The organism is Pseudoalteromonas sp. PAST1 (genome assembly GCF_021532515.1).
GTDB classification, from domain to species: domain Bacteria; phylum Pseudomonadota; class Gammaproteobacteria; order Enterobacterales; family Alteromonadaceae; genus Pseudoalteromonas; species Pseudoalteromonas simplex.
This window is the reverse complement of sequence record NZ_JAKGBH010000019.1, coordinates 62054-89039: the sequence shown is the minus strand read 5'-3', so window position 1 is coordinate 89039 and position 26986 is coordinate 62054. Positions and strand designations below refer to the sequence as shown.

Annotated in this window: 26 protein-coding genes; 16 read left to right on the top strand and 10 right to left on the bottom strand. The window is 41.3% G+C overall.

The genetic code is table 11. The annotated features are described in order from the left end of the window. On the bottom strand, window positions 1-352 hold a 352-nt coding region (locus tag L1272_RS11325; protein ID WP_235373449.1), incomplete at its 3' end, for a transposase. A 163-nt stretch (window positions 353-515) separates the two neighbouring features. On the opposite strand from L1272_RS11325, the gene L1272_RS11320 reads away from it, so the two are divergent. The 5 genes from L1272_RS11320 (at window position 516) to L1272_RS11300 (ending at window position 5826) form a co-directional block, all read left to right on the top strand. Next, the gene (locus L1272_RS11320) at window positions 516-1109 is read left to right on the top strand and encodes a hypothetical protein (RefSeq protein ID WP_235373448.1); all 594 of its coding nucleotides are present in this window, start codon (window positions 516-518) and stop codon (window positions 1107-1109) included. Window positions 1110-1180: 71 nt separating this feature from the next. Beyond that, entirely contained in the window at window positions 1181-1549 is a 369-nt protein-coding gene (locus L1272_RS11315) for a DUF7668 domain-containing protein (protein ID WP_235373446.1), read from the top strand. Window positions 1550-2181: 632 nt separating this feature from the next. Then, window positions 2182-4353, top strand: a complete 2172-nt coding sequence (locus L1272_RS11310) for a putative bifunctional diguanylate cyclase/phosphodiesterase (RefSeq protein ID WP_054552627.1) — start codon at window positions 2182-2184, stop codon at window positions 4351-4353. Window positions 4354-4400: 47 nt separating this feature from the next. Next, the gene (locus L1272_RS11305) at window positions 4401-5414 is read left to right on the top strand and encodes a fatty acid desaturase (RefSeq protein WP_235373445.1); all 1014 of its coding nucleotides are present in this window, start codon (window positions 4401-4403) and stop codon (window positions 5412-5414) included. Between the two features lies 1 nt (window position 5415). Continuing rightward, window positions 5416-5826 carry a GFA family protein gene (locus tag L1272_RS11300; RefSeq protein WP_235373443.1) on the top strand — a complete coding sequence of 137 codons (411 nt, stop codon included), beginning with the start codon at window positions 5416-5418 and terminating at the stop codon, window positions 5824-5826. Window positions 5827-5840: 14 nt separating this feature from the next. On the opposite strand, the gene L1272_RS11295 is transcribed toward L1272_RS11300, so the two are convergent. The 3 genes from L1272_RS11295 to rhlP form a co-directional block, all read right to left on the bottom strand. After that, window positions 5841-7055: an MFS transporter gene (locus L1272_RS11295; RefSeq protein ID WP_235373442.1), complete on the bottom strand. Its 1215-nt coding sequence runs from the start codon at window positions 7053-7055 to the stop codon at window positions 5841-5843. Window positions 7056-7121: 66 nt separating this feature from the next. Beyond that, window positions 7122-9179 carry a TonB-dependent receptor gene (locus tag L1272_RS11290; protein WP_235373441.1) on the bottom strand — a complete coding sequence of 686 codons (2058 nt, stop codon included), beginning with the start codon at window positions 9177-9179 and terminating at the stop codon, window positions 7122-7124. An 88-nt stretch (window positions 9180-9267) separates the two neighbouring features. After that, window positions 9268-10080: a rhombotarget lipoprotein gene (gene rhlP, locus L1272_RS11285; protein WP_235373440.1), complete on the bottom strand. Its 813-nt coding sequence runs from the start codon at window positions 10078-10080 to the stop codon at window positions 9268-9270. A 251-nt stretch (window positions 10081-10331) separates the two neighbouring features. Between rhlP and L1272_RS11280 the strand changes: the two genes are divergently transcribed. The 3 genes from L1272_RS11280 to L1272_RS11270 all read left to right on the top strand — a co-directional run bounded on the left by L1272_RS11280 (window position 10332) and on the right by L1272_RS11270 (window position 12280). Continuing rightward, window positions 10332-10760: a hypothetical protein gene (locus L1272_RS11280; protein ID WP_235373439.1), complete on the top strand. Its 429-nt coding sequence runs from the start codon at window positions 10332-10334 to the stop codon at window positions 10758-10760. Window positions 10761-10859: 99 nt separating this feature from the next. After that, window positions 10860-11180, top strand: a complete 321-nt coding sequence (locus L1272_RS11275; protein ID WP_235373438.1) for a hypothetical protein — start codon at window positions 10860-10862, stop codon at window positions 11178-11180. A 17-nt stretch (window positions 11181-11197) separates the two neighbouring features. Continuing rightward, window positions 11198-12280, top strand: coding sequence for an endonuclease/exonuclease/phosphatase family protein (locus L1272_RS11270; RefSeq protein WP_235373436.1), 1083 nt, complete (start codon window positions 11198-11200; stop codon window positions 12278-12280). 217 nt (window positions 12281-12497) lie between these two features. Here the strand turns inward: L1272_RS11270 and L1272_RS11265 are convergent, their stop codons facing one another. Then, window positions 12498-13874, bottom strand: a complete 1377-nt coding sequence (locus L1272_RS11265; RefSeq protein ID WP_138600346.1) for an NAD-dependent succinate-semialdehyde dehydrogenase — start codon at window positions 13872-13874, stop codon at window positions 12498-12500. Window positions 13875-14039: 165 nt separating this feature from the next. Between L1272_RS11265 and L1272_RS11260 the strand changes: the two genes are divergently transcribed. From L1272_RS11260 to L1272_RS11250, 3 genes are read left to right on the top strand one after another with little or no spacing between them, the layout of a single operon-like run. Continuing rightward, on the top strand, window positions 14040-15077 hold the full coding sequence (locus L1272_RS11260) for an NAD(P)H-dependent flavin oxidoreductase (RefSeq protein ID WP_235373435.1): 1038 nt from the start codon (window positions 14040-14042) through the stop codon (window positions 15075-15077). Then, entirely contained in the window at window positions 15074-15640 is a 567-nt protein-coding gene (locus L1272_RS11255; protein ID WP_235373433.1) for a Crp/Fnr family transcriptional regulator, read from the top strand. The genes L1272_RS11260 and L1272_RS11255 overlap by 4 nt, the downstream gene beginning before the upstream one ends. Before the next feature lie 49 nt (window positions 15641-15689). Next, window positions 15690-16184 carry a YgjV family protein gene (locus L1272_RS11250; RefSeq protein ID WP_054552615.1) on the top strand — a complete coding sequence of 165 codons (495 nt, stop codon included), beginning with the start codon at window positions 15690-15692 and terminating at the stop codon, window positions 16182-16184. Window positions 16185-16191: 7 nt separating this feature from the next. On the opposite strand, the gene L1272_RS11245 is transcribed toward L1272_RS11250, so the two are convergent. Both L1272_RS11245 and L1272_RS11240 read right to left on the bottom strand, forming a co-directional pair. Continuing rightward, window positions 16192-16725 carry a cytochrome b gene (locus L1272_RS11245; RefSeq protein WP_235373432.1) on the bottom strand — a complete coding sequence of 178 codons (534 nt, stop codon included), beginning with the start codon at window positions 16723-16725 and terminating at the stop codon, window positions 16192-16194. 80 nt (window positions 16726-16805) lie between these two features. After that, on the bottom strand, window positions 16806-17318 hold the full coding sequence (locus tag L1272_RS11240; protein WP_054552613.1) for an NUDIX hydrolase: 513 nt from the start codon (window positions 17316-17318) through the stop codon (window positions 16806-16808). 216 nt (window positions 17319-17534) lie between these two features. Here L1272_RS11240 and L1272_RS11235 point away from each other — a divergent pair, with 216 nt between their 5' ends. The 5 genes from L1272_RS11235 to L1272_RS11215 are packed head-to-tail and all read left to right on the top strand — an operon-like array spanning window position 17535 to window position 23077. Then, entirely contained in the window at window positions 17535-18875 is a 1341-nt protein-coding gene (locus L1272_RS11235; RefSeq protein WP_235373430.1) for a sigma-54-dependent transcriptional regulator, read from the top strand. A gap of 12 nt (window positions 18876-18887) precedes the next feature. Continuing rightward, window positions 18888-19097, top strand: a complete 210-nt coding sequence (locus L1272_RS11230) for a histidine kinase (RefSeq protein WP_054552611.1) — start codon at window positions 18888-18890, stop codon at window positions 19095-19097. Between the two features lie 22 nt (window positions 19098-19119). After that, entirely contained in the window at window positions 19120-20598 is a 1479-nt protein-coding gene (locus tag L1272_RS11225) for a sensor histidine kinase (RefSeq protein WP_235373429.1), read from the top strand. Next, on the top strand, window positions 20598-21059 hold the full coding sequence (locus L1272_RS11220) for a response regulator (protein WP_054552609.1): 462 nt from the start codon (window positions 20598-20600) through the stop codon (window positions 21057-21059). The genes L1272_RS11225 and L1272_RS11220 overlap by 1 nt, the downstream gene beginning before the upstream one ends. A 50-nt stretch (window positions 21060-21109) precedes the next feature. Beyond that, window positions 21110-23077: a response regulator gene (locus L1272_RS11215; RefSeq protein WP_166338159.1), complete on the top strand. Its 1968-nt coding sequence runs from the start codon at window positions 21110-21112 to the stop codon at window positions 23075-23077. On the opposite strand, the gene L1272_RS11210 is transcribed toward L1272_RS11215, so the two are convergent. Genes L1272_RS11210 through L1272_RS11200 form a run of 3 tightly spaced genes read right to left on the bottom strand, consistent with a single transcriptional unit; the run spans window position 23064 to window position 26768 of the window. Beyond that, window positions 23064-24062 (bottom strand): LacI family DNA-binding transcriptional regulator, encoded by a 999-nt coding sequence (locus tag L1272_RS11210; protein ID WP_138600360.1) that lies wholly within the window; start codon window positions 24060-24062, stop codon window positions 23064-23066. The two genes, L1272_RS11215 and L1272_RS11210, sit on opposite strands and share 14 nt — an antisense overlap. A 21-nt stretch (window positions 24063-24083) precedes the next feature. Further along, window positions 24084-25415: a glycoside-pentoside-hexuronide (GPH):cation symporter gene (locus tag L1272_RS11205; RefSeq protein WP_054552606.1), complete on the bottom strand. Its 1332-nt coding sequence runs from the start codon at window positions 25413-25415 to the stop codon at window positions 24084-24086. A gap of 24 nt (window positions 25416-25439) precedes the next feature. Continuing rightward, window positions 25440-26768 (bottom strand): GH1 family beta-glucosidase, encoded by a 1329-nt coding sequence (locus L1272_RS11200; RefSeq protein WP_235373427.1) that lies wholly within the window; start codon window positions 26766-26768, stop codon window positions 25440-25442. Between the last annotated feature and the right edge of the window lie 218 nt (window positions 26769-26986).

Below are 26986 nucleotides of genomic sequence, written 5' to 3'. Positions count from 1 at the left end.
CAACTACAATATCTACAAATCCAGTGGTGCGGACTTTACTGCGAAATTTAATATTCAACTCAGCACTGCGCTTACACAGACAACTGTAGGTTGGGGCTTCAAGCGGAAGCTTCATCAAAGATAATACCGATTGTGTGAACCCTTGTAGTGCCCTGAACGACAAGCCAAAGACAGCTTTGAGTGTTAAGCAAGTTTCAATAGCAAGATCAGAGAAATGATTAGAGCGGCCACGCCCGCCGTGAGTACATTCGTTATACCAATGACGCGTTGCTTTTTCGTCAAACCAGAAGCGAATATTACCGCGGTTAACGAGGGCTTGATTATAGTGAGACCAGTTTGTGATTTTGCTCATTGTTGTTGCACGGGCTAGTAGGATATAGATGATCTGATCACAGGCTGGCAAGATAGTTCAAACTTTTAGGAAACAACGCCACTTGGTGTAGCAAGCGCATATTATCGAATAGGTTTTCCACTGCGTTGCAAACAAGCTGCAAATGCGGGCTTAAGGTGTATTAATGAATTCAAATGTACTTCCCATTACTGTTATTGTTGCTATTTTTCTTTTTATATTAAAAGAGTTATTCGAGTTCTATAGAAGACATATGGCGGACAGGCGTAAAATTGCTGCAATAAAAAGGCTTTTATCAAATGAAATAGAGAAGAATAACTGGGTTATAAAGTCTTTAAGGGAACACTTAAAAGGCATTCAAAATAGCTGGAATGAAAGTAATTATTTTGTTGTTAATAAATATCCAAATGGTTGCCGTTTAGAAGAAAAAAGAAACGATGGCGGTGGAGGCGGAGCTCCTGTTTATGAAGTATCTACAATTGTATTTGATAAGATATTTTTTGAATTGCCAGCATTAGATACTGACTTGTTTGATCTCGCTGAAAAAGCCTACGAAGGTATAGCGGAAATAAAGCATATAACTGACAGTTTAATTGAGCACGTTACAAATAAAGAAGATCATATGGCTCCTGATTTTATGTTGTGTTTTTGTGAGTATGCGCTTGAAGAGCTTAATGTTTCACATAAAAGTTTATGTGCACTATATAAAAAATGTACAGGTAAAGATTTGATAACGCACAAGCTTAGAACTTACATCTAACTGGAAACTATAGTGATCAATGTCCGCATATTGCACTTAAGAGAAAGAATAAATAGATATAAGGAGACTCAATGGTTACTAAGGACGAACAAAAAGAGCTACCAATACCTTTTGAGTGGCGACAAACATTATGCGCCGTTGTAGAGTGCCTCGTTAAAAATGACCACTACTCAATAGGTAAAATTCCATTAGTGTCGAAATTACCTGAGGCTACCTCAAACCAAATAAATTCTTACATTGAAGATTACAATGAAGAGTTGATTAGCTTACCTGAAGAGGCATGGGATTCATCTGTCTATATTTGGCAAAGAGATTATTGGGATGTTCTAGTGGATTTATGGACGAGAAACGAAGGCCATAGTGACCTAGTTTTAAGTGTTAGGGTTTACGAAGAACAAGAAAGTTATCGGTTTGAGGTGCAGATGGTTTGTGTTTTTTAAGCTTAACACTAACGCCTAAAATGGCATAAAGCCCGTGATCGCGAGTGTTTATCTTCAAGTAAATTCTATAAAAAACTGTGACGATTTTTTGCCATTGTGACAACATTTTGTCACAGCTATGAAAAATAAAATGGTTAAATATCAATAGCTTAAGTTCTTACCTATGCTCTTGCACAAATTCAAAATCCGTTGCCTTCGGGCGTGGCGGTTCAAGTCCGCCTACTGGTACCACTTTTGAACCCTAGCCAATTGGTTAGGGTTTTTTTATGTCTGAAAAAGCTACCAGCCATCAGCTGTCAGTTTTTAGCCGAGCTTTGCGGTTGTTGGGTTTTGAAACCACCCTCAGCCCCAAGGGGGTATTTTGCCTAGCACCCAGAGCCTAAGACCTATAACTCAAATCTAAGTACTAATTCACCCCAGATTAAAATAACTTTTGTTCTATTTATAACCTGTAAACTTCAAACTATGCTTACTTTTGAAATAACCATGAAAAATGTATGCTTATTTGTTTGAAAGTTAACCGCTTTCGACTAGAGTACCATGGTGTTTAAGTGCTTAATATAATAGAATTTACCGTCTTTAGTTCAGGTTAAGTCAGACTCTTAGCGGAAAAAACGGTTGGGTGGCATAACATGGGTACATACGATTTAAAGCGTATTGTTGAAAGTATTTCAAATCTTAAAAGTGAGAACTTTTATAATGCAATATGCCTATCTTTATCAGAAGTGCTGGGTGCTTCGCATGTTTTTTTGGCTCAAGTCGATGAGTCAACTTTATATGCGACAACCATTGCTTTAGTTGCGCATGACGAAATAGTTGAAAACATCAGCTACGATATTCGCTGTACACCATGCAATGATGTCAGCTGTGGCAGTGTTTCAAGTTACAACTCAGGTGTTCAGCAGCTATTCCCTAATGATCAATTGCTTGTTGATATGGATATTGAAGCTTATGTGGGTGTGCCATTACAAAGCATTTCTGGCAAGACAAATACCATTCTGGTAGCGCTTTTTCAGCATGAAATAAGTGATGCGTTATCAATCGAATCTTTCTTTTCGTTATTTACAGGTTTAATCCAGCGTGAAATTGAAAAAGACCGTTTCATTGCTAAGCTAGATTTTTCTAATCAGTTAATAGAACAAAGCCACGAAGCTATTTTTATCTGCGACCACAATGTAGAAATTACCTATGCAAATACTGCCTTCACTAAAATGACGGGCTATTCGCTGGACGAAGTCTTAGGGGAAAACCCTAAAATTTTAAGTTCAAACCAGTATGATCCACATTTTTATAAAGCTATGTGGCATCAGATTAATACTGAAGGCAAATGGTCTGGTGAAATTACCAATAAAACTAAGCAAGGTAAGTTATATACGCAATTTTTATCAATAACCAAAATGCAAAATAATGCTGAGGATTGCTATGTGGCGTTTATTTTAGATATTACCGAGAAAAAAGAAGCTGAGCGAAAAATTTATTTTCACGCTAACCACGACCAACTTACAGGGTTAACTAATCGTTTTTACTTTAAAGAGTACTTGTGTACTTTAATTTCGTCTCTTGCATATCAAGATGAAGTAGATACAAACTTGGCAGTAATTTATTTTGATGTTGATAAATTTCAGAATATTAATACGGTATATGGCCTAACATTTGGTGACAAAGTCTTATGTAAACTAGCTGAGCGACTTGAAAGCTGTTTTAAAGAATCAGCCTTTTCACGAATAGATGGTGATAGCTTTGCTATTTTACAAACCTATCAACATATTAGTGAGCTAGAACATGTTTGTAAGCAAATTACAGCATTGTTGGTTGAGCCTTTTTCAATTGGTGGTATTAGCCAGCAAGTATATGTAACTCTTGGGATCAGCTGTTTTGAGCAACGTTATATTTCTTCCTCTGAACATAAAATCGAAAAAATAGCACGCCGCTTGATAAGACAAGCTGAGCTTGCAACTCTCAATGCAAAGCAAGCTGGTACAGAGTATTTATTTTTCTGCACTGAAATGGATAACAAAATAAAAACACAAAACTTGCTAATAGATCAGCTAACTTTGGCAGTGAAAAACGACGAAATTGAAGTTTATTTTCAACCTATTATCGATATAGAAAATAACACGGTTGCTAAATTCGAAAGTTTAGTGCGTTGGAATAATCAAGGGCAATGGGTATCACCTGCGGAGTTTATTCCGTTAGCAGAAGAGTCTCGAGTGATTATTCCACTTGGTGAGCTGGTGTTGGTTAAGACTTGTCAGCAAATAAAAGCGTTAGAGCTGCAAGGTTATAACGATGTTGTTTTTAACGTAAATCGGTCTTTATTTGAGTTTACTGAGTTTAATCCTGAGCGTAATGCATGGCTTGAAATTATCAACAATCAAGGGGTTAAGCCGTCACAAATCTCTTTTGAATTAACTGAAAGTGTTTTAGCTCCTGAAAATACTAACCATCTCGATGTGCTTACTCAATTAAAAGAGGCGGGTTGCTTAATTTCATTGGATGATTTTGGTACCGGTTATTCATCTCTTAGTTATTTACGCCGTTTCCCTGTTGATGTACTCAAGCTTGATAAGTCTTTCATAGATGAAGTTCATGTTGATTTAGGTGACGAAGCGCTGGTTAAATCGATTATCCAAATGAGTCGAGTATTGGGTATTAAGGTCGTTGCTGAAGGGGTTGAAGAGCGCGAGCAATTGGCGGTGCTTACCGAAGCAGGCTGCGATTATATCCAAGGCTATTACTTTTCTAAGCCATTACCAGCAAATGATGTAATACCATTTTTAACGCAATTTTCTCGAGAGCAGTAGATAATTACGGTATGATTTTGGTATTAAGCAGTTAGCAAAAGCTTACTATGTCAAAATTAACCGCAAAGCAAAACATCAAGGCGATTGTTACAGCCATTAAGGCCGAAGAGCAGTCGTTAAGAGCGCGTTACCCTATACTTAACCAACAGAATAAAATTGCGATGGTAATTCTGCTGGTGTCGTTGTGTTCACTATTCGGTGTTGCGACACTTTATTACTTAGCGGTTATTCCCTCGTGGCTTTGCATCATTCTGGCTGCCTTTATTACCTCAATATCGCATGAGCTTGAGCATGACCTTATCCATAAGCAGTATTTTAGTAATCGTCCTTTTATACATAACTTTATGATGTTAACCGTGTGGCTTATGCGGCCTAATACGGTGAACCCTTGGTATCGCAGAAAGATTCACTTACATCACCATAAAGTATCCGGCACCTCACAAGATTTAGAAGAGCGTTTAGTAGGCAATGGTATTAAGTCGCCCTTGTTGAGAGCCTTGGTCATTACTGATGGCTTGCTAGGTTTGTTAATCAATACCAAGCGATTTAAAAAAGAAATTAGTGGTTTTAAGTTCTTCCGTGTATTTAATGCGGGCTTTCCGATTGCTACTGCGTATTTTGCGATTCTTTACGGGGTAATTGCTTATTATGCAGTGCAGTTCGTACAGCCATTTACATTGCCGCCGTGGGGAGCTGAGTTATTGGCGATGGCAGAGTTTTTAATGGTGGTACTTATCGTGCCTAATATTATTCGTTCGAGTTCTCTTAACTTAGTGACATCTTCAATGCATTATTATGGCGGTGTAAATAATTTGCTTGAGCAAACGCATGTGATCACCAGCCGCTGGTTTTTACCGTTTCAACTATTTTGTTTTGATTTTGGTCGTACCCACACAATCCATCATTTTGTGCCGAATCAGCCCTTTTATATCAGGCAATTGATAAGCAAAAAAATACATCCTATTATGGCTCAGCATGGGGTACGTTTTAATGATTTACAAAGCTTGAAACACGCTAATCATTACCCTGTAAAAGAGCAGTCATCTCAACAAGGAGTTTAATATGAAGGTTACCGGTCGTTGTCATTGTGGTGAGGTAACTTACCATGCAAACGTTGATGAAAATAAAGTGATAAACTGTCACTGCACTGATTGCCAAATTATCTCAGGTGCGCCTTTTCGTACGGTTGTGGTGTCTGCGCCAGATGGAGTTACCTTTACAGGTGCTAAGCCAAAAGAATATATAAAAATAGCTGAAAGTGGCAACCAACGTGCGCAAGGGTTTTGTGGTAATTGTGGTACAGCTTTGTACGCGACTTCTGTCGGTGCAGGTGAACGTATTTATGGCTTACGTATTGGCGCCGTAGAGCAAGCTGATGAGCTCATCCCTAAAGCGCATATTTGGTATCGCTCACATAAACCTTGGCTCGATAACCTTAGTAATATGAGTGCCTTTGAAACCGCCCCTAAATAGCTGTGGTTTCATATTTATTGCTGGCCGATGGTGATATTTCGGCCACTTAAGTAACCAAATAAAGCACACAATAGGCTTGATGCCATACACAGCCAAAGTGCTCCCGCCCAGTTGTTGAAATAACTATGTAAGGCGCCCGCAATAATAGGGCCTGTGGCAGCCAATAAATACCCGATACATTGCGCCATACCCGATAACGCAGCGGCTTGCATTGAGTCATGAGTACGTAGGCTTACAAATGATAAGCCTAAGATAAAACAGGCACCTGAGCAAAAACCTAAGGTGACTGACCAAAGCATCGCAAAACTAGGCGCAACTAATAATCCAACAGAACAAAGCGCGCCAAGTAATGCCAAGCTTAGCGTTAAGATGCGTTGATCTTTTAATTTGGCAAGCAGAGGAATAAGCACAATACCTGGTAGCGCAGAGGCTACTTGAAAGGCGCCTTGCAAAGCGCCCGCGTGCTGCGCACTATGGCCACCTTCTATTAAAATACTGGGTAGCCAACCAAGCATGATATAAGTGAAAAAGGAGTTAAAGCCGAGCAATAAGGTGATTTGCCAAGCCAGTGCAGAGTGCCAAATTTTGTTTTGTGTATTGTTTGACACATATGCCTGTTTTGGCATGGTATGTTGCTTAAGTTGTGGTAACCACACCATAATAGCCAGCACAACCAATAAGGCATAACTGGCAAGCGCCAATTGCCAGCCAACTTCTTTGTATTCAGCGAGCGGAATGATGAGTGCTGAATAGCTGCCACCAAATATGCCCATCGCCAAAACATAACTCGACGTCATTACTGCCACTTTGTGTGGAAAGTCACGTTTTATTAGGCTTGGTAATAACACATTACCAATCGCGATACCGACACCAATTACTGCGGTACCAATAAAAAGCACGGTGGCAGAATCAATAACCCGAGAGACAACCCCTATACCTATGAGTACAAGGGCAATAAACAGTGATATTTCAAGGCCACACTTTTTAGCAAGACTTGCCGCCATAGGTGAGGCAATGGCAAACGCGATTAAAGGTAAAGTCGTCAACATGCCGGCTTGCGATGCATTTAACTGAAACTGTTCAATGATCTGTTCAAGTACCGGTGCAATGCCAGTGATCGGGGCTCGTAAGCTGGCTGCAATAAGAAAAATGCCCAGCACTAAAAGAAGGTTACGAATTAGATTTTGAGAAGATGTCACGCTGTTTAGGAGTAATAGCAAGAGGTACATTTATCATACCAAAACACGAAACAGCGTGGGTGAACTATGAGATAGCTCACCAAAAAATGCGGTTATTTAAAACTGATAACTTGCTGATAACATGGCATTGCGCGGTCTACCCGGAAAGTAGCGGTCGCCACTAAATGTGGTGTAGTCAGCACGCTCTGCGTAACGCTCGTCGGTTAAATTGTTTATTCGTGCCGTCACACTAAGGTTAGCTGTTAGCTGCCACGCCGCTCGTAAATTTACTAATGAGTGGCCTTGGTAACTATGCTGGTTTTCAGGATCAGTAAAGTAGCTGCTGGTGGTATGTAGCTCAAGACCAACACGCGTAATGTCGTTTGCTTGCCAAAGTAGCTGCAAGTTTGCGATGTTACGTGGAGCAGTATCAATAAGATTACCATTGATGTTAATCCCGCTGAGTACTTGGTCATAACTGTATGTATGTTTGGCGTGGCTTGCGGCTAACTGCATCGATAGACTTGGTGTAATGGCATAAGCTAACTCAAGCTCAACACCACGATGCTGAGTTTGGCCATCATTGACGTAATAAAAATCACTGTCGCGGAAAATGGTATTCTTTTTATTCATTGCATAAATGCTAACTACATAATGCAGCTGTGCTTGTTGACCTTTTAAACCAAGCTCTAGGTTTTTAGCTGTTTCAGATTTAAGATCTGCGATATTTTGTTCGCGTTGCAACTGATAAAGCTCTGCCGCTTGCGGTGCTCGATAACCTTCTGAAGCATTGGCGTAGATAAACTGGTTTTCAGCATATTGATAGCTTAAACCAAGCTTAGGTGAAAAGTTAGTAAAGCGATTTTCGCCGCTTTCTGGTCGAGAATAGCGACACCCACCCATGGCGCATGCTGTGCCATCTTCTTTTGTGCGGCCAGCCAACATATGGTTGTCGTAGTCATAACGCATACGCTCGTATCGACCACCCAGGCTGATAAGTAACTCATCAAGTTGCCAATCAAGATTCACAAACGGTGCTAATAGGGTGCTTGTTACTTGATAATCATAATGTTTGCCTTGAGGCACGGTGGCGACTAAAAATGCTGAGCCTTGAGTGGGACTGTCTTGATATTGTAAAAAGTCAGCATCTGTAAGCTCACCATCAAAGCCAACAGTTAACAGGCTAGAGCCGGTTAACTTGTGCTGCCAGCTTGATTGTAGGCCAACACCTTGCTGAGCATTTTCTTCAAGGGGAGTACCCGGTAAAAAATGCTTAAAGAAGGTCATGTCTTGGTCGCGGATATAAGGCGTAAGGGTAAAGCTGTTAGCCTCATCTTGTGTCCAATTTAGCTTTGACCAAACACGCAAAGAGCGGGCTTTACGAAATGCATCAGGATCAAAATTAGACTGAGCTATTTGCTTATCCTTGTAGCTTTCAAAGCCCTCTATGTAGCCAGCTGTTTGTTGATCTAAATGGGTGTAAGTCAGGCCTGTACTTACACTTAGTTTTTCGCCATCAAAACGGTGACGTAGCGAGAGCTTTTCTTGGTCAACACTTTCGTCATCACGATAACCCGTATCTCGAGTAATAGTGGCATTAATACCTAAACCTTGTTCGCCAAAATCACGACCCGCACCTAGTTTGTAGCGGGTGTAGCCAAACGAGCCGTAATCAAAACCAAGTTGGTTGTGGTTATAGGTTGTATCTGGAGTGATCACGTTGACTACACCATGTACAGCGTTTGAACCATAAAGTGCAGAGCCCGGGCCTTTCAGTACTTCGATGCGTTCAGCCATTTCAGTGTGGGCTTCGAATAATTCATTGATGTTGCAAAAACCAGCTGCGCGAAGTGGAATACCATCTTCGGCAGTAAGTAAGCCACCGCATGCACCTGCGCCAGAAAGTACAGGCGAACGTAAAGCGGGTAAATACTCTTGGCCGTTACCGTGTTGAAGATTAGCACCAGCAACCTGTTTAAGGGCTTGTTCAATGTGAGTTGGAGCGATAAGCGCCAGTTGCTTCTGTGAAATACTGCTGACCACTACAGGCAATGGATCTGCCAATACTTCGCTGCGTGATGCGGTCGTTGTAATATGTTCTAGTTCATTATTTGCAATGGCTTGTTGGTTAAATAATGAGGTGCCCACAAGCACTGAAAGTATCGACAACTTCATGAAAACCCTTTGGTTAGGTACAACAAAAACCAAAGGGTAACTGCTTTTTAGGATGGGTAAAAGCTTTCTCGATTAATAACTTTGTCTGTTATGCACTACGGCGATGTACGGCAAAACCTGCCAGTACTGCCACTAACCAGAATAAGCTACTGCCGCCACTGCCATTTCTGTGTGTGACATTGGCCACTCTTTCTTCTTTTACGCGGGTTTTAAATTGCGCTAATTCAGCATCGAGATTCGTGATCATGTCATCAACAGCGCCATTAAAGCTTGCCAGCGACTGCTCTTTAGCGACTTCATCGATGCCAATTGCTGTACTGCGTTGCTCTGCTTTATGAATACCTGGCGCGCGAAACAGCATTTTTCGGCTTTTCACGTCAAATACGGCAGTATCTACAAAGGTTTGTACTGAGTTCTCATTGCCCGGAATAACATATAAACCTACAATCGTTAGATATAAAAATGCTGCGTTATTTTCTAAGCTTTGCGACACTTGGTCGTATGAAACAAGCGCCATAATATCCACATCATATAATCGTGATACTTGCTCTAATGCGGTAAATCCTTCGCTGCCTTTTAAATAAGTACTTGGGATCACTTCAATACGGTCTATGTAGTCATATTGCATAAACTGCTTTTTAACTTTATTTAGCAGTGCGATTTCATCACCATGATGCAAGCCATCATTGTACTTGTTAGGAATAAAGGCAATCCCTACCGTGGCTGGTAAGTTCAAAGTTGGAATCGTTGCTTGGTGTGCAGCTCTATCTTGTTGGTCTGGGTAAAGGTACTCAACCAATGAACTTGATTGCGTTTTTTGATTGCCATATTGGCTCATCATGGCACTACAGCCCGTTAGTGCAGTAATACTAATGACCAAACACCATTTTAGAACATTCATAAATTATCCTTATTATGTTGTGAGGAAGCCTTTGTTTATGTTGCAAATATAACGACAAACGCCTCAAACGGAACTGTAACTCAGACTCGATTTTTCGTAAATAGTGCCAAAGAAGTTTAAAGAAATGTAAAGGTTAGCTTTCTAATGTGTTGATATGTAAACAGTTACGTTTTTAAATTGTAACCCTTCATCTATGATTCAGGCTAAAACGTTAGGCTTTTTATCAAGAGCAAACGTTGAGGGTCTCTTTTATGAATAAATTAATTACTATCTCAGTTGCTGTTTTAGGTTTGAGTTTGATACCTATGGAAGCAAACGCGAAACATGATCGTGACCACGATAGATACGAACATAAGCACGAACGTAAAAAGCATAAAAAACACCACAAACATCACCATCATCATGACAGACATGATCGTTACGATAGATACGACCATTACAGCTACCGTGACTTACCACCCGGTTTATACAAAAAAGTAGGGTATGGTGGTGGCTTACCACCTGGTTGGTATAAGCGTTATCACCATGGTGATATTCTTGACCGTGATATATATCGTCATGGGCGAGTGATTAAACGTCGCGACCGAAATGGCATTATTGCCATCGAAATCGATGACCGCCTTATTCATCTAGTACACGATACGCGAGAGATTTTATCAATCGTTACTCGCCATCGTTAATCCTGTCAAAAGCCGCTTAGCGGCTTTTTTTAGCTGGTTTCATACCCAGTTCAGAAAAACTTGCTACGCTTAATTGGGACTCATAGAAGGAGCACTCGCATGAAAGCATTGTTAACAGTTGCAGTGATAGGTTTAAGCCTAGTGACGGCTGGCGCACTTGCAAAAGATAAAGACAAGGATAAGGGCAAAGATAAAAGTCTACCACCTGGCCTTGAAAAGAAACTTGATAATGGTGGCGATTTACCACCCGGTTGGCAGAAGAAATTACGTAAAGGCGATATTCTTGACCGTGATATTTACCGCCGCGGTAAAGTGATTAAATCTCGAGACAGAGATAGTCTAATCTCAATTCAAGTTGACGATACTGTTGTGCGTTTAGTGGAAGACACCCGAGAAATTATTTCTATTCTGAGCCGCTAGTTTTGCTTGAATCGATCATGACTTATGGATTGGGTTCACTATTGGCCATGCTGCTAGTGGTCTCAATCTTGCCATTTTCATATTCCCAACATTATTTAATTCGCAGTTGTGACTTTGTACGCTTGCAAGTGGTTTACCTTGCTTGTGCGAGTTTAATTGCTGCAAGCTATTTAATCAGTCGCACGGGCTCCGCGCCTTATATTGGTTGTGCTCTGGCGAGTATCGTCGTGTTGCTTTTACAAGTTGGCTGGATTTACCCTTACACAAGGTTCGCTAATAAAGAAGTTGCTTCAAGCAATAAAACCGATAAGCACAGTATTCGCATTATGTCGGCAAATGTACTGATGTCGAACAGCGAATATGACAAACTCATTGCTTTAGTTAACTCGCACCAACCAGACTTACTCATTACGTTAGAGTCTGATCAAACTTGGCAGAATGAACTGAGCAGTTTAGAGCAAGAATACCCGTATCGAGTGTACTGCCCAAAAGATAATCGTTATGGTATGCACTTGTACAGCAAGTTTAAAATTAAACAACAGCAAGTTTGTGAGCTTATAGAAAGCGATATCCCCTCAATCCATATTTTGTTTGAAGATGCAGATGGCGTAGAAGTTCAAGGGCATTTTATTCATCCTGCACCTCCGAGCCCCACGGAAGAAGACAGCTCACGGCCGCGTGATACTGAACTAATTATCTTAGCAAAAGCACTTAAAAACAGACTGCGACCTTGTATTGTTGCAGGAGATCTAAATGATGTTGCTTGGTCGCGAAGTACCCGTTTGTTTATGCGTATTAGTGGCTTGTTAGACCCACGTAAAGGCCGCGGCTTTTTTAATACCTTTCATGCCAGTTATTTCTTTATGCGCTGGCCACTTGATCATCTTTTTCATAGTAATGAGTTTAGTGTTAAGCGTATTGAGCGTTTGGCAAAGTATGGCTCAGACCATTTTGCACTTCTTACAGAGCTTGTTTATAACCCCGATTCTGACAACCAAAAACAACAAGAGCAGATTGATAAAGAAAAAGCAGTGGATGAGTTAAAAATGCCAGCAGCCTCGAAGCAACAAGTGCCAATGTTTAATACCAACCCGCAATAATACTTAATCATTTTGAGGGATAAAACCTGTCGCTAACTGCGTTAAAAATTTCTCATTTAGAACAACTAAATAACGAAATTTTTGCCTTGTTATCAACGAGGTTTTATTGCCTCAAAATAGACTACTTAATTAAGCGGATTGGTATGAAAAGTGATAACCTTATTAAGGACGGCACAATCAGATATAAAAAAGGGCTCTAATGAGCCCTTAATAGTGATTAGTCGTTGACCATAATGGTTTTGATATTAACAAATTCTCGTAGTCCAAAACCGCCATGTTCACGGCCATAGCCACTGTCTTTTACACCACCAAATGGTAAGTTCGGTTGCGCAAGACCATAACCATTGATATTTACCATACCGGTGTCAAAGTGAAGCTTTGCAAGCTCAATGGCTGCTTGTTCATCTTTTGAGAAAATACCGCCGCCAAGACCATAGCGTGAATCATTAGCAATTTGCATTGCCTCTGCGTTATCTTTGGCTCGAATAAGTGATGCCACAGGGCCAAATAATTCATCGTCATAAGCGGGCATGCCCGGTTTGATATTTTCAAGCAAGGTCGGGGTGTAATAAAAGCCGGTGTGTTCAGCAACTTTACCGCCCGTGATAATAGTAGCACCTGCATTTACAGAGTCAGTGACTTGCTGATGAAGCTGATCGCGCAGATCTTTACGAGCCATTGGGCCAAGCGTGGTTTTTTCATCGTTCGGATCGCCAAGAACAACTTGCTCAAATTGCTCTTTGATTAGAGCTTTAAAATCATCATATAAAGCATCAACCACAATAAAGCGTTTTGCCGCAACACAGGTTTGTCCGTTGTTTATCAAACGACCTTGCGTACATGCGGTAATCGCCGTATTTAAATCAGCGTCATCAAGTACGATGTATGCATCGTTACTGCCTAATTCGAGCACGGTTTTCTTAACCTGTTTAGCTGCTCGCTCTGCGACTTTTTTGCCTGTGCCATCGCTGCCAGTAAAGGTTACACCACGAATCGCTGAGTGATCTATTAGTTCGCTTGCGGTTTTACCATCAATAAGTAAGTTCTTAAAGCAATAATCGTCAAAACCAGCCAGTTTAAATAATTGTTCAATCTTTTCGGCCATGCCAAATACATTACCAGCATGTTTTAGCACTGTGGTGTTACCTGCCATAACATTCGCGCAAGCATAGCGAATGACTTGATATAGCGGGAAGTTCCATGGTTGAATACCAAGTATTACACCAATTGGTTGGTAACTAATAATTGCATGTCCGTCTTGCATATCTCGCTTTTCATCGCCAAGCACTTTTGGTCCCTGCTCAGCGGTATAACGACAAATTGCTGCACAAAGCTCAACCTCCTGAAGGCCCTGTTGGTAAATCTTACCCATTTCATCGGTCATTAGTTGGGCTAATTCTTGTTGATTAGAATCAATTACTTGTGCAAGTTTATTAAGTAATTTTGCGCGGTGCTCATGGGATGTAGTGCGCCATTTTAAAAATGCTTGATGACATTGGTCAACTTCACTCTGTGCTTGTTGCAGTGACAATAAGTTATAAGTCTTGATCGTTTGTTCATTAGTTGGATTGATTGTAGTAACAGTATCAGTCATCATTATCTCCTTACAAAGTTGTAGGAGCTAGTCTGCAAAGCTAATACCTATTTTTTGCTTTTTATAGCTTATTGTTTTAGAAGACTTTTATTTTTCAGTTAGCCTTTGAGAAGCTTAAACTCTGTAAAAACTGCATTAGGTTGAAAAACTTACAAGGAATATGTAATGACAAATTCTGTGTTAAAAACTGAACTTGCGATTATTCAAGCGCCGATGGCGGGTGTGCAAAATGCTAAACTGGCAGTCGCTGTGTGTGAAGCTGGAGGGCTTGGTTCTTTACCTTGCGCTATGCTCTCCGCAGAGCTGCTAAAATCAGAACTTGATTATCTTAGCCAGCATACTGATAAGCCTTACAATCTTAACTTTTTTTGTCATCAAACACCCGACTATACCCTGGCTCAGCAAACGGCTTGGCATAATCTGCTTACACCTTATTTTGATGAGTTTGCTGTCGATGTCTCACAATTTACCCGTAATGCTTCGCGCCAGCCAATTAATCAACAAATAATAGATATTATCGCGCCTTACACGCCTGCCGTTGTAAGCTTTCATTTTGGTCTACCAAGTAGAGAGATTGTTTCTCAAATAAAAGCGTGGGGCGGAACGGTTCTTTCATCAGCCACAACGTTAGATGAAGCGCGTTGGTTACAAGCAAATGGAGCCGATGCGGTTATTGCACAAGGGATTGAAGCTGGCGGCCACCGCGGCCATTTTTTATCAATGGATTTATCGCTGCAACCAACCACTGCGCAATTAGTGCGAGAATGTGTAGAGCTTGATATACCTGTTATTGCAGCAGGTGGAATTTGCACGGCAGAAGATGTCGCCCAATACCAAGCATTAGGTGTCGCAGCAGTGCAGGTGGGGAGCGCTTACTTACTTTGTGAAGAAGCGACAACAAGTGCTTTACATCGTGAAGTATTAAAAACGGTTGCGCCAGACTCAACTGAATTGACGACCTTATTCTCTGGTCGTCCAGCACGAGGTATTAGCAATCGAGTCATGCAAGAGTTAGGAGCTATGCCAGAGCAAGTGCCGCCTTTTCCGTATGCGTCGATTGCGATGACCGCATTACGTGCAAAAGCTGAAGCCAAAGGCGATAGTGGTTTTTCACCACTTTGGTGTGGTGAGCGCTTTATTGTTAGAGAAGGTATTAATGCTCAGCAAATTACTGAACTACTAATGCAAGGTTGGCAATCTTGAACGATGCTCAGTTACTTCCTCTTGGTGATAGCTACCATCAGTTAGCTTGTAAATTTCGTAATAAACTTGCTGGGCAATGCACAATTAAGCGATACGCCAAGGGAGATATTTTATTACAGCAAGGCGATGAGCAAAATGCGGGTTACTTAATTATATCAGGGGTGCTTGGTGCATTACATGCATCATCGCAAGGCACACAAAAGTGTAAAGAGTTTTACTTTCAAGATGAGTTTGCACTGCTTTATGGTAACTGGTTAACCAAAACCCCTGCGCTCTATCAACTCAAAGTAATACGTGATGCTGAGCTTATTAAGGTACCTTTGGTTTTATTTGATAGTACTGACTGGCAAGCAATTAAATATCAATTAATTAGTCAGCAATTATTGTTTAAAGAAGCAAAAGAAGCGTTTTTATTACTCAATACGCCAGAGCAACGTTATCAATATTTATTAGATCAAAAACCGCACTGGCTTGAGCAATTAAGCTTAAACGATGTTGCTATGTATTTAGGGATTTCAGCGATTTCTTTATCGCGAATTAGACGGCGTCTTAACTTAAGTTAAGGCGCAGCAAAACAGTGAACATTACACTGCTGATTTTTCAGGAGTCGTTATGTTTATTTTATCTCAGTGCTTAGTTGCCATTGCCACATTACTCGATTTGGCTTCTTTTCAGTTTAAACAAAGACAAGCTATTTTAGCTTGTTTGTTTAGCTCAGTATTACTGACATCAGTGCATTTTATGCTGCTTGATAATTTCAGTGCTGCAAGCTTAATGTTGATTGCAGCACTACGTTATGGCTATTGTATTTTTGCGCGCAAAACTTGGGTGATGATAGCATTTATGCTTTTGAGTATTAGCGCAGTACTATTAACATTGCATAGCTGGGTTAGCTTTATCGCACTGGCAGCAACGTTAATGCAAACCTATGCTTCATTCCAAGGCAAAGATTTTACCTTACGCCTGTTGATGATTGTCGGCACTGTGTGCTGGATAGTTCACAATTTATTAGCGTTTTCACCACTAGCAGTGGTAATGGAAACAGTGTTTTTAATAAGTAATTTAGTGGGCTTATGGCGCTTTTATGCTAACCCTAAGCCCGCTTAAATTTTATTTAAGACTTACCTAGCATGCGGCTCAGCATGCCATCTTTGTCAACAAACTGGTGTTTAAGTGCAGCAGCAACGTGTAAGGCTAAAATCACCACGATAATGAGCACTGAACTGTGGTGCACAAAGCTGCCTGCATCTGCAAGCCAAGGTGTTTTTTCTGGTGCGCTCAATATCTCAAACTCAAAGAAGCTAATTGCACGACCGCCCGCATAGCTCATGATAAATCCAGATAACGGCATAGCTAGGGTCGCAAGTAATAATAAGCCATGAGTGAAGTGAGCAATTACGGTTTGCCATTTAGGCATGTCAGATGTTGCAGGTAATACGCCTTCTTTTATGCGCCAAATAAGCCTTGCGATGGCAAAAACTAATACTACTAAGCCCATTGATTTATGCCATCCCATATAAGTAAATTTAGCGGGTGGCTCGGCAAAATCAGCAACATAAATGCCCATCGCAAATACGCCGATAAACAAAATGGCAACGGTCCAATGTAAAAGGATGGTTGGCTTAGAAAGGGCAGCTACTTTACTCATGGTTGACTCTCATAATTGGCTTTAATTATAAGTATAGACTGCCCCAATGGCTGAGGGTTGCGTAAAGTAATGTAAAAAACTTAAAGAGTGTCAGCAATCAGCTTTAATAAAAAGGTCTCGCGCTGAATCGATAAGCCCTGTTTTTCACTCATTGCCATGGTGGTTTCGTTGTGTGCGATGGCATCAAATATATTCACCCACTTAGGTTGCATGCCATTTTGCACTTCGTAGTGCTCCATTTTTGGGTCAGCAAATTCATCGCTTATTTCACAAAAGTAGCAATAAGATTTGATATGAACACAGTCAAAGTCGTCTTTGTACCAAGGTCTGATTTCTTCGTATAAGCCTAGTGAATGCTTTATTTGAATTTGTTGTGCGCCTGTTTCTTCATGAAGTTCTCGCAGGAGCCCTTGCTCAATACTTTCGCCTTTATCAACCCCGCCACCCGGTAAACTGTAGTCATCATAACGAGCGGTGTATAAAAGTAGTATTTGTTCACCTTTTAAAACAATGGCGCGGGCAGTGTTACGAATAAATACAGTGCCGTAGTCGTTTCCTAAACTTGGGTGAATAACTTTTCTTAATAACTTCATATGATTACAACTTAATAACTTAAAATAAGTACAGCTCAGCTTAATTTTGAGTAGGCAATAATAACCCGTTTCTAGTATTTTTCTCACTTTTTACCCTAAAGTGGAACTAAATGCAGTAATATGGTCGTAATTTGAATTCAATTAGTATCTAACGCGCTTTATTTTATTTTTATTGGAACTAAGCGTAGAATGATTAAAAAAGCTTATGGAATAAATATGTTAAACGTACTTTTAGTTGATGATGACAGTGAGTTTAGTGATGTAGTTTGTCACATTGTTGAGTTCCTCGGGCACAATATAAATACCGCAGCGAACCTTGCTGAAGCTGAGCAATGGTTTGAAAACAACACGTTTGACCATGTTTTTTTAGATTTTATGTTGCCAGATGGCAGCGGTCTACATTTGCTTGAGCACTTAAAAGCAATCGGTCAATCGCCTCGTGTTACGTTAATCTCAGGGCATCCTTCAGTAAAGGGTAAGTTGGCTGAAATGTGTGAGCCTAATGTTGGTCACCTAGTCAAACCACTACAACGAGAAGATATAGAACGGGTACTCAACCCGAAAAAAGCAAGCCCTAAGAAAAAAGCAACGCCAGCTACAAAACGCCACTTTGGCACCTTAATTGGTGAATCTGAGGTGATGCAAAAGCTTTACACTATGATTGAGCGTGTTGCAGCAACTTCTGCCAATGTAATGTTGATGGGGGAAAGTGGTGCTGGTAAAGAAGTGGTTGCTCAGGCAATTCACAACGCCACTGAGTGTGATGGCCCTTTAGTAGCAACTAACTGTGGTGCATTTTCTAAAGAGCTGATTGGTAGCGAACTTTTCGGCCATGAAAAGGGCGCATTTACAGGCGCTATTGCACGTAAAGAGGGGGTGTTTGAGCAAGCTGCTGGTGGTACTTTGTTTTTAGATGAAGTGACAGAAATGCCCATTGATATGCAGCCAAACTTACTACGTGTACTCGAAAGTAAAAAAGTAACTCGAGTGGGTGGAACCAAAGAGCAAGCGGTAAATTGCCGCGTTATTTCTGCAACCAACCGCACCTTGACCGACCTTGCGCAAAATAATGTTATTCGTGAAGACATTTACTTTCGTTTAGCGGTATTCCCTATTGATATTCCACCGCTTCGTGAGCGCAAAGAAGATATTCCATTGCTTGCCAATGCTTTTTTAGATCAGCTTAATGATGAAAACGGCACCGACTTTAAATGGCAAGCAGCGCAAATCAAAGAACTTGAGGCACATGATTGGCCTGGTAACGTGCGTGAACTTCGCCATGCTATACACCGTGCCTTTATTATGAGTGACCCAAAAGGCTCCGTTATTACTTTACCTGATTCGTTAGAATCACCGTTTTCTAAAGTGAATAAAGAGAGCCAAGCAAACCAAGTTGTTGCAGGGCAAACCATTGAAGAAGTTGAAAAAGAATTGATCCACGCGACTTTAGATAAAGTACAAGGTAATAAGACGATTGCTGCGCAAATGCTGGGGATCAGTACGAAAACACTTTATAACCGTTTAAATGCTTATGGGGGCATTGGCGAATACAAATAACTAAGGATAGCTATGAGTAACAACGAGTCTTTACGAAAAATGGTGCACGATGCTCGTGCACCGCTAAACCGTATTTCGATGAATGCAGAGTTAGTTAAGCTCGTATTAGAAAATGATATGCCTAAGCAAAAAGCACTCGAGGCATTAGATAAAATAATTACAAACTGTCAGCAGTGCAGTGAACACTTACAAGAAATAAGTGACACTCACGCAGCAGATTGAGCACTCATTGATTGGGAAGCAAATGCAAAAACAAAAAGGAAAAATAGCGGTCAGTTGGGCTGGCTTTATTGCCGTGGTGCTGTGTATCGTGGTGGCGAATGCTTTTTTAGCCCTCAATAGCATTCGCTCTCTAACAGAAACACAAAGTAGTCTTGATAATACTAACTCACTTAATACTGCAATAGAGCGGCTACATTTATCTGTAGTACAGGCTGAGTCAGGTCAGCGAGGTTATCTTCTTAGTGACCGAGAAGATTATTTACTGCCTTACAATGATGCTATCGCTTCAATGCAAGCGCAGATCATGCTTGTGAAAAGCTTGCATTCAGAAATTCCCGGTCAAGCAGACCGCATTGCTCGTTTAATTCATTTAGTAAACGATAAAGTCGCAGTGATGACTAAAACCACCGATCTAGCTCTTGCAAATAAAGACGTGAAAGCTCGCCGCTTGTTATTAACAGACCAAGGTCGTGATTTATATAAAGATATTCGCGCTGGAGTTGATGAAATTCAAATGCGTGAGCTTAATTTTAAAATAGAGCAGTTTGCAAAGCTCTCACAAATTAAAAACGAAGCGAAGTTAACATTTGCGATTACTGCAGTGACAAGTGCTTTACTGCTTATTGGTATGTTTGTGTTAACCCGTATCAACATACGCAATCAAGCTAAGTACCGAGCTGACCTTGAAAAACAAAACGAAAACTTGGCGGCAAAGGTTGCAGAACGAACGCAAGAGTTAACCATCTATTCAGATGAGCTAAGTCGCTCAAATAGAGAGCTTGAAGACTTTGCCTTTGTTGCAAGTCATGATTTACAAGAACCACTGCGTAAGATTCAAGCCTTCAGTGACCGCCTTGAAAAGATGTTTAAAGATGAGCTCGGCGAAAAAGGGGTTGATTACATTAATCGTATGAAAAATGCCGCTCAGCGTATGTCTAATTTAATCAATGACCTACTTGAATTCTCACGCGTAACCACTCGTGGTAAGGACTTTGTTGATACAGATTTGAATGAAGTCGTTGCAGAGGTACTTGATGATCTTGAAATCGCAATAAAAGAATCTGAGACCACGGTTAACCTCGATACCTTACCGCATATTCAAGCAGACCCGAGTCAAATGCTACAGTTGTTCTTAAACATTCTGTCGAATGCAGTAAAGTTTAGGCGTGAGAATGTTGCGCCTGTGATTGATATTGCATATCAGCGAATTTCAGAATTTAGCGAAGTTCATCACACTGATGTAGAGTGGGAAGTTATTACAATTTCAGATAACGGAATTGGCTTTTCAGAAGAATACCTAGAAAGAATATTTGTTCCGTTCCAGCGGTTACATGGCCGTTCGCAATACAAAGGCACAGGCATAGGACTATCGGTTTGTCGCCGTATTGTGGAGCGTCATGGCGGAGAAATAACAGCAAGTAGTCGCGTTGGTGAGGGTGCAAGCTTCACTCTTAAATTACCCGTGGAAACATCGCTTTTCACACTACAAGGAGAGGCGTAATGCCACTTAATAAAGTTAAACCAATAACCATTTTAATGGCTGATGACGACGAAGATGATCGTTTATTAACCCAAGATGCATTGGCCGAAAGCCGTGTATTAAACGAGTTGTTTTTTGTTGAAGACGGTGTAGAACTGCTTGAATACCTTGAGCGTAAAGGCAAATTTAGTGAAAAAGAAAGCTCACCGCGCCCGGGCTTGATTTTACTCGATTTGAATATGCCGCGTATGGACGGCCGTGAAGCTTTACAAGCAATCAAAGCTAACCCTAACTTGAAGGGTATTCCGGTGGTGATTTTAACTACATCAAAACAAGAAGAAGATATGGTTAAAGGCTACGACTTAGGGGCTGCATCATACATTACTAAGCCAGTTACTTTTGAAGGTTTAGTCGAGTTAATGCAAACATTAGGGAAATACTGGGTAGAGTTTGTAGAGCTGCCAACACCACAGAACGATTAATTCCAATTTGCGATAATATTTTATTAAGCAAATTGCTATAAGGAATAAGAATGTTAGATAAGGTAACCCGATTACTCTTAGTAGAAGACGACGAAGACGATTATATTCTTACTTGCGACTACCTAGAGCAATTAGGTTCCCATACATTCGATGTTGAGTGGTTAAGTTGCCCTGAACAGGCCATCAGTGTGCTGAGCGAAAACAAGCATGATATTTGTTTGTTAGATTATCGTTTAGGTGCCTCTGATGGTTTAGAAGTGCTAAAACGGGCCGTTGATAATGGTTTTCGCGGTCCGATTATCATGCTTACCGGGCAATCAGATGAAGCTCTCGATTCTGCAGCGCTTGATGCCGGTGCGGTTGATTACCTTGTTAAAAACGAGATGAACTCTAGCCGTTTTGCCCGCGCTATTCGTTATGCGTTAGCACGACGAGATGTTGAAGATGAGCGTGTTGAACGCTTAAAAGCTGAAGCAGAAAACCGTTCTAAAGACCGTTTTTTGGCGCATTTAAGCCATGAGTTACGTACGCCCCTGTCATCCATCTTGGGTTATACCGAGTTACTAATGCAAAGTGGTAAGAACCAGCATGCCCAAAACGAGCTGGGTGTGATTTACCGAAATGGTAAGCATCTTCTGAGCTTACTTAATGATGTGCTCGACCTATCAAAAATTGCTGCTGATAAACTTGAGCTCAATTGCAGTGATGTCAATTTAGATAGCCTAATGGCGGACGTTTATACCTTAATGCGCGTCTCAGCGGTTGATAAAGGCTTAACACTTAAATTTGAATCTCAGCAAGCCTTACCTTTAGTTGTCAACACAGACGCGACGCGGTTACGCCAAATCCTGATTAACATCATCAACAATGCAATTAAGTTTACTAACCAAGGCGAGATCACAGTGCGTGCTTGGACTGCTTGGGTTAATGAGCGCGAAATGCTGTTTTTTAGTATTAAAGACACAGGTCTTGGAATCCCAGCCGAAAAACAAGCTTTGATCTTTAAACCATTTGAACAAATTGCTGATGTAGAATCCCGAGATGTCGGTGGAGCAGGGCTTGGCCTTGCCATTTGTTCTGAGCTACTTAATCGAATGCAAGGCTCAATTGAGCTTGAGTCTACGCAAGGTGTGGGCTCAGAATTTACCCTTTCTATCTACCCGGGCAACATTCGTGATGTTGAGCGCCAAGTACTGCGTTTTGATTCAAACCCAGATTGCCAACAAAAATTAGCCACCCTTGAAACCAGTGGTCGGGTATTAGTGGTCGACGACTTAAAAGATTTACGTAACCTAGTAGGTCATATGATCACTATGACCGGTGCTGAAGTGGAATACGCAGAACACGGTAAACAAGCTATTGAGAAAGTCGCTAATGCAGAACAAGCGGGTGAGCCTTTTGATATTGTTTTTATTGATTTGCATATGCCGGTTATGGGCGGTAAAGAAGCCACTATTGAACTTCGTAAAATGGGTTATCAAGGGCCAATTATCGCGCTTACTGCGGCCACTATGAAAGGGGTGAAAACTGAGTTAAGCGCACTGGGTTTTAACGATATGATTGCCAAGCCGGTTGATTCTGGGTTGCTTTACCAAGTGCTTAATCATTATATTTGCGAAGGCAATACTGCACCTGTGGTTGAGCAAGACGACAGCCCTGAAATGACCAACCAGAGCACGCGTTATTTATTGGTTGAAGACGACAGTGATGCGGCACAGATTACCCAATTATTGCTTGAAAGCTTAGGTGTTGAAACTGTCATAGCGCCAAGTTGTGCTGCGTGTCTTGAGACACTGAGTGACGACCAAAATTTTGCTAAAGTATTACTCGATATGCATTTGCCTGATGGTGGAGGGCTAGATTTAGCAAAAGAAATTAAACAGCGCCACCCCGACTTAAAATTAGTCATTGTAAGTGGCGCCGAACCAGAGCCAGAAAGAATTAAACAACTTGATATAGAACAAGTGCTGTTAAAACCGATTAATCTTGGCTTGTTATCCGAGCTTATTGCTGACTAATTGAATGCCTGACTACTAGTTCAGGTTCAAATAGCGTTTGTAACGGCGGTGTTTGTTTTTGATAAACTTGGTTTAACACCCAGTCAGCAGCCATGCGGCCCATTTCATTTATGGGGTAATTAATGGTGGTTAATTGTGGGTAAACGTGACGGGTGAAAAACACGTTATCGTAGCCCATAATCGACAATTGCTTAGGTAACGTTAGCCCTAAATCGCGTGCGCTTGCCATGGCACCCACTGCCATTTCATCATTAGCACAGATAAGCGCCGTGAATGGATGCGTTTGTTGATGAAGCGCTTTTAACCCCTCATAACCGCTCGCTTCCATGAAATCACCTTGAAATAAGAGGTTTTCATCAAACTCAAGGTTAAACTCAGCCAGCGCTTGTTTGTGGCCTTCTAGGCGGTCTTTGGCATCTTGCTTCCAAGCTGGTCCACTGATGTAGGCAATGTCTTTATGACCTTGTTCTAGAACATGTTTAGTCGCTAGATATCCGCCTTTAATATTATTAAGCAAAATGCAGCGGTCACTGAGTTCGCTGATATAGCGGTTGATTAGTACAAACGGAGTACGGCCTTTGCTAAGTTTAATTAGGTAGTCGTCGCTGACTGCTTCAACATGCAAAATAAGCGCATCGCAGTTACGGCTAATTAAAAATTCAATCCCTTGTTTTTCTCGTTCTTCATCACTGTGACCTGCAGCAATAATCAGGTGTTTGCCTTGATTACGAAAGGTATTTTCAATGCCGCTCATCATAGGCCCGTAAAATGGGCCTTGTAATTCAGAGACCAGTAGACCAACACTGTTCGAGCAATTTGATGCCAGTGACTGAGCAATTGAGTTAGGTCTATAGCCAAGCTCATCCATTGCGGCAGTGACCTTTTTACGTGTTGCATCACTGACATTTGCATTGTTGTTCATTACTCGCGAAACGGTTGCAAGAGAAACGCCTGCAAGTTTCGACACCTCGTAAATGGTGGCCATGTTATTCCTTTTTAAACAAAGTTATGGATGCTTTTTTAACGATAAATCGGCACTGATCCGCTCAACCGTTTGATTATCAAGAATATACCTTTTCATGATAAATGCGACAAGCATACTACCTATTGCTGGGTAAAGGGTAAATGAAATTAAGATACCCGAGAGCGTGTGTTCACTGAGTTCGGTATTGGCTTCATAGCCATAAAATGCCAATAACCAACCTGCAATGGCACCGCCAAGAGCAAGGCCAAGCTTAATAAAAAAGACCACGCTTGCGTAGACTAGGCCTGTTAGCCTTTCACCGGTTTTCCATTGCCCATAATCTATGGTGTCGGCCATTTTTGCCCACAGTAACGGAGTTGCCATTTGCGTGAAAAAACACCACAAAAAGTACACCGCAAAGGCAAGTGCAAGTTGTTCGCCTGGCAACCAAAATGCCACGCAACTAATTGCCGCAGAGATGTATTGCAAACGAATATAGGCGGTTTTTTTATCAACGCGTTTACTAAGAGGGTTTGCACAGGCACAGCCCAGAATATTACCTATCATGCCGATGGTAACAAAGTAGGTGACCAGCTCGGCTTCACCAAGTACATATTTTACATAGTAAATGGCAAGGGTGGTGCGCAGTACCATACTGGATAACAGCATAAATGCAGCAAAGCACAATACTTTAAATGGGCCATTTTGCCATAGCGTGTTCATGCGGGTTTTCCAGCTCAACGATGAGCTGTTATGCGCCGCTACGCGCTCTTTGGTAAAGCGAAAACAAATCAAAAATAAGATCACACCTAAGCCGCTCATCAGGGCCATCGTGAGTTGGTAGCCCGTAGCGTTATCACCTTTGCCAAGCCAGTTTACCAAAGGCAAAGTACAGGCACTGACAATTAAGCCGCCCAGCATACCAAACACAAAGCGATAAGATTGAATGGATACTCGCTCTTTCGGGTCGCCACTTAATACCCCACCTAACGCTGAGTAAGGAATGTTAATCGCGGTGTACACCAGCATCAGCAAAGTGTAAGTGACAAAGGCGTAAATGACTTTGCCTGACTCAGGTAGATCTGGTGTGGTGAAGGTGATCATGCTGATCACCCCAAATGGTAAAGCGAGCCAGAGTAAGTAGGGGCGATAGCTTCCCCACCTAGTGCGAGTTGAATCGGTTAAGGCTCCCATTAATGGGTCGGTGATGGCATCAACGACTCTCACCACCAAAAACAAGGTGCCAACAATCGCGGGTGAAATACCAAAGATATCAGTATAGAAAAAAGTTAAAAATAACATCACCGTTTGAAAGATGATATTACTTGCTGTGTCGCCTAATCCGTAGGCTATTTTTTCTCTTTTTGTCAGCATGTGTGTTCTCGATTGTTGTTATTTTTATCGCTGTTTGAGTAGCGCGCGATATTGTTTTGCGCTTTCTTTTAAAATGCGTTGTTGGCTTTGGTAGTCAATATAAACTAACCCAAAGCGCTTTTCGTAGCCATAGGCCCACTCAAAGTTGTCCATTAAGCTCCACGCAAAGTAGCCTTGAATATTGACGCCTTGGCGAATTGCATCACACACTGCATTTAAATGAGTGTGATAATAATCTACTCGCTCGATGTCGTTTACTTCACCATTTTCTAGCGTGTCGGCCATGGCTGCGCCATTTTCGGTAATGTACATTTTTGGTAAATCATATTGCTGATGCAATGATACTAAAAGCTCAGTTAAGCCTTGTGGATAAACTTCCCAGCCCATATCGGTAACACGAACATCCGTAAGGCTTGCTTCTTCAAACCAGCCATCAGCGGTATTTTTGTAGTGTATGCGGGTATAATAGTTAACGCCAATAAAGTCGACGGCTTGACGAATAATCGCCATATCGCCAGCAATAATAATTGGTTTAACTTCATCTGCTAAATCATCCAGTAAAGAGGGGTAAGCACCTTCTAAAATCGCTTTGATATACCATTGATTGTGGTATTGATCAGCAAGCTCTGCGGCTTTTTTATCATCTTCGGTTAAAGGATACGTTGGGCTGAAGTTTAATACGATACCTGCTTCTGTGCTTGGGCAGTTTTTACGTAATACTTGCATAGCAAGGCCGTGGGCGAGTAGTAAGTGGTGCGCTGCTTGTCGGCCAGCTTGTTGTGATTTTATGCCAGGTGCATGTACACCCACTTCATAGCCTAAATAAGCGCTACAAAATGGCTCGTTCAAGGTGGCGAATGAATCAACCAAATGGCCTAAATGTTGAGTAACAAGTTCGGCATAGTCTTTAAATTTATAGGCAGTTTCGCGATTTAACCAGCCGCCATTATCTTCAAGGTATTGAGGTAAATCCCAGTGATATAAGGTGACATAGGTTTTAATGTTACGCGCTTTTAAAGCCGTTAATAACTGAACATAAAACGCCATACCTTGCTCGTTAACCGAGCCATCTTGCTGCATGACCCTTGGCCACGAAATAGATAAGCGGTAAGCATCGACACCCAAATCTGCAATCATCTCGACATCTTGCTGCCAACGTGCAACATGGTCACAAGCTACATCGCCATGGCTTTGGTCAGCAATAGCGCCAGGCTTTTCGCAAAATGTATCCCAGATACAATCAAGGCGCTTATCGCGTGCCCCTTCAATCTGGAATGAAGCTGTTGCCACACCGAACGTGAACTCGGGCTTGAGTAAAGATGAATCTGGTAACAGTGAAATTGATTTATACACAGTAGATACTCGTCCTTCGGGTTAAGTGTAAGGCTTAGTAAATTAGAGCTTAGACTCAGTTGTAAGCGCTTACAATTTTTCTGCAAATAAATTGCTAAATATGATTTATATGTTATAAATGTAAGCGCTTACATTTAATGTTGCAACATATTTCGCTATTTGCTGTTAGTGATTAAGTATTAAACCTTGCTGTAACAAACTGATAAATATAATTAACT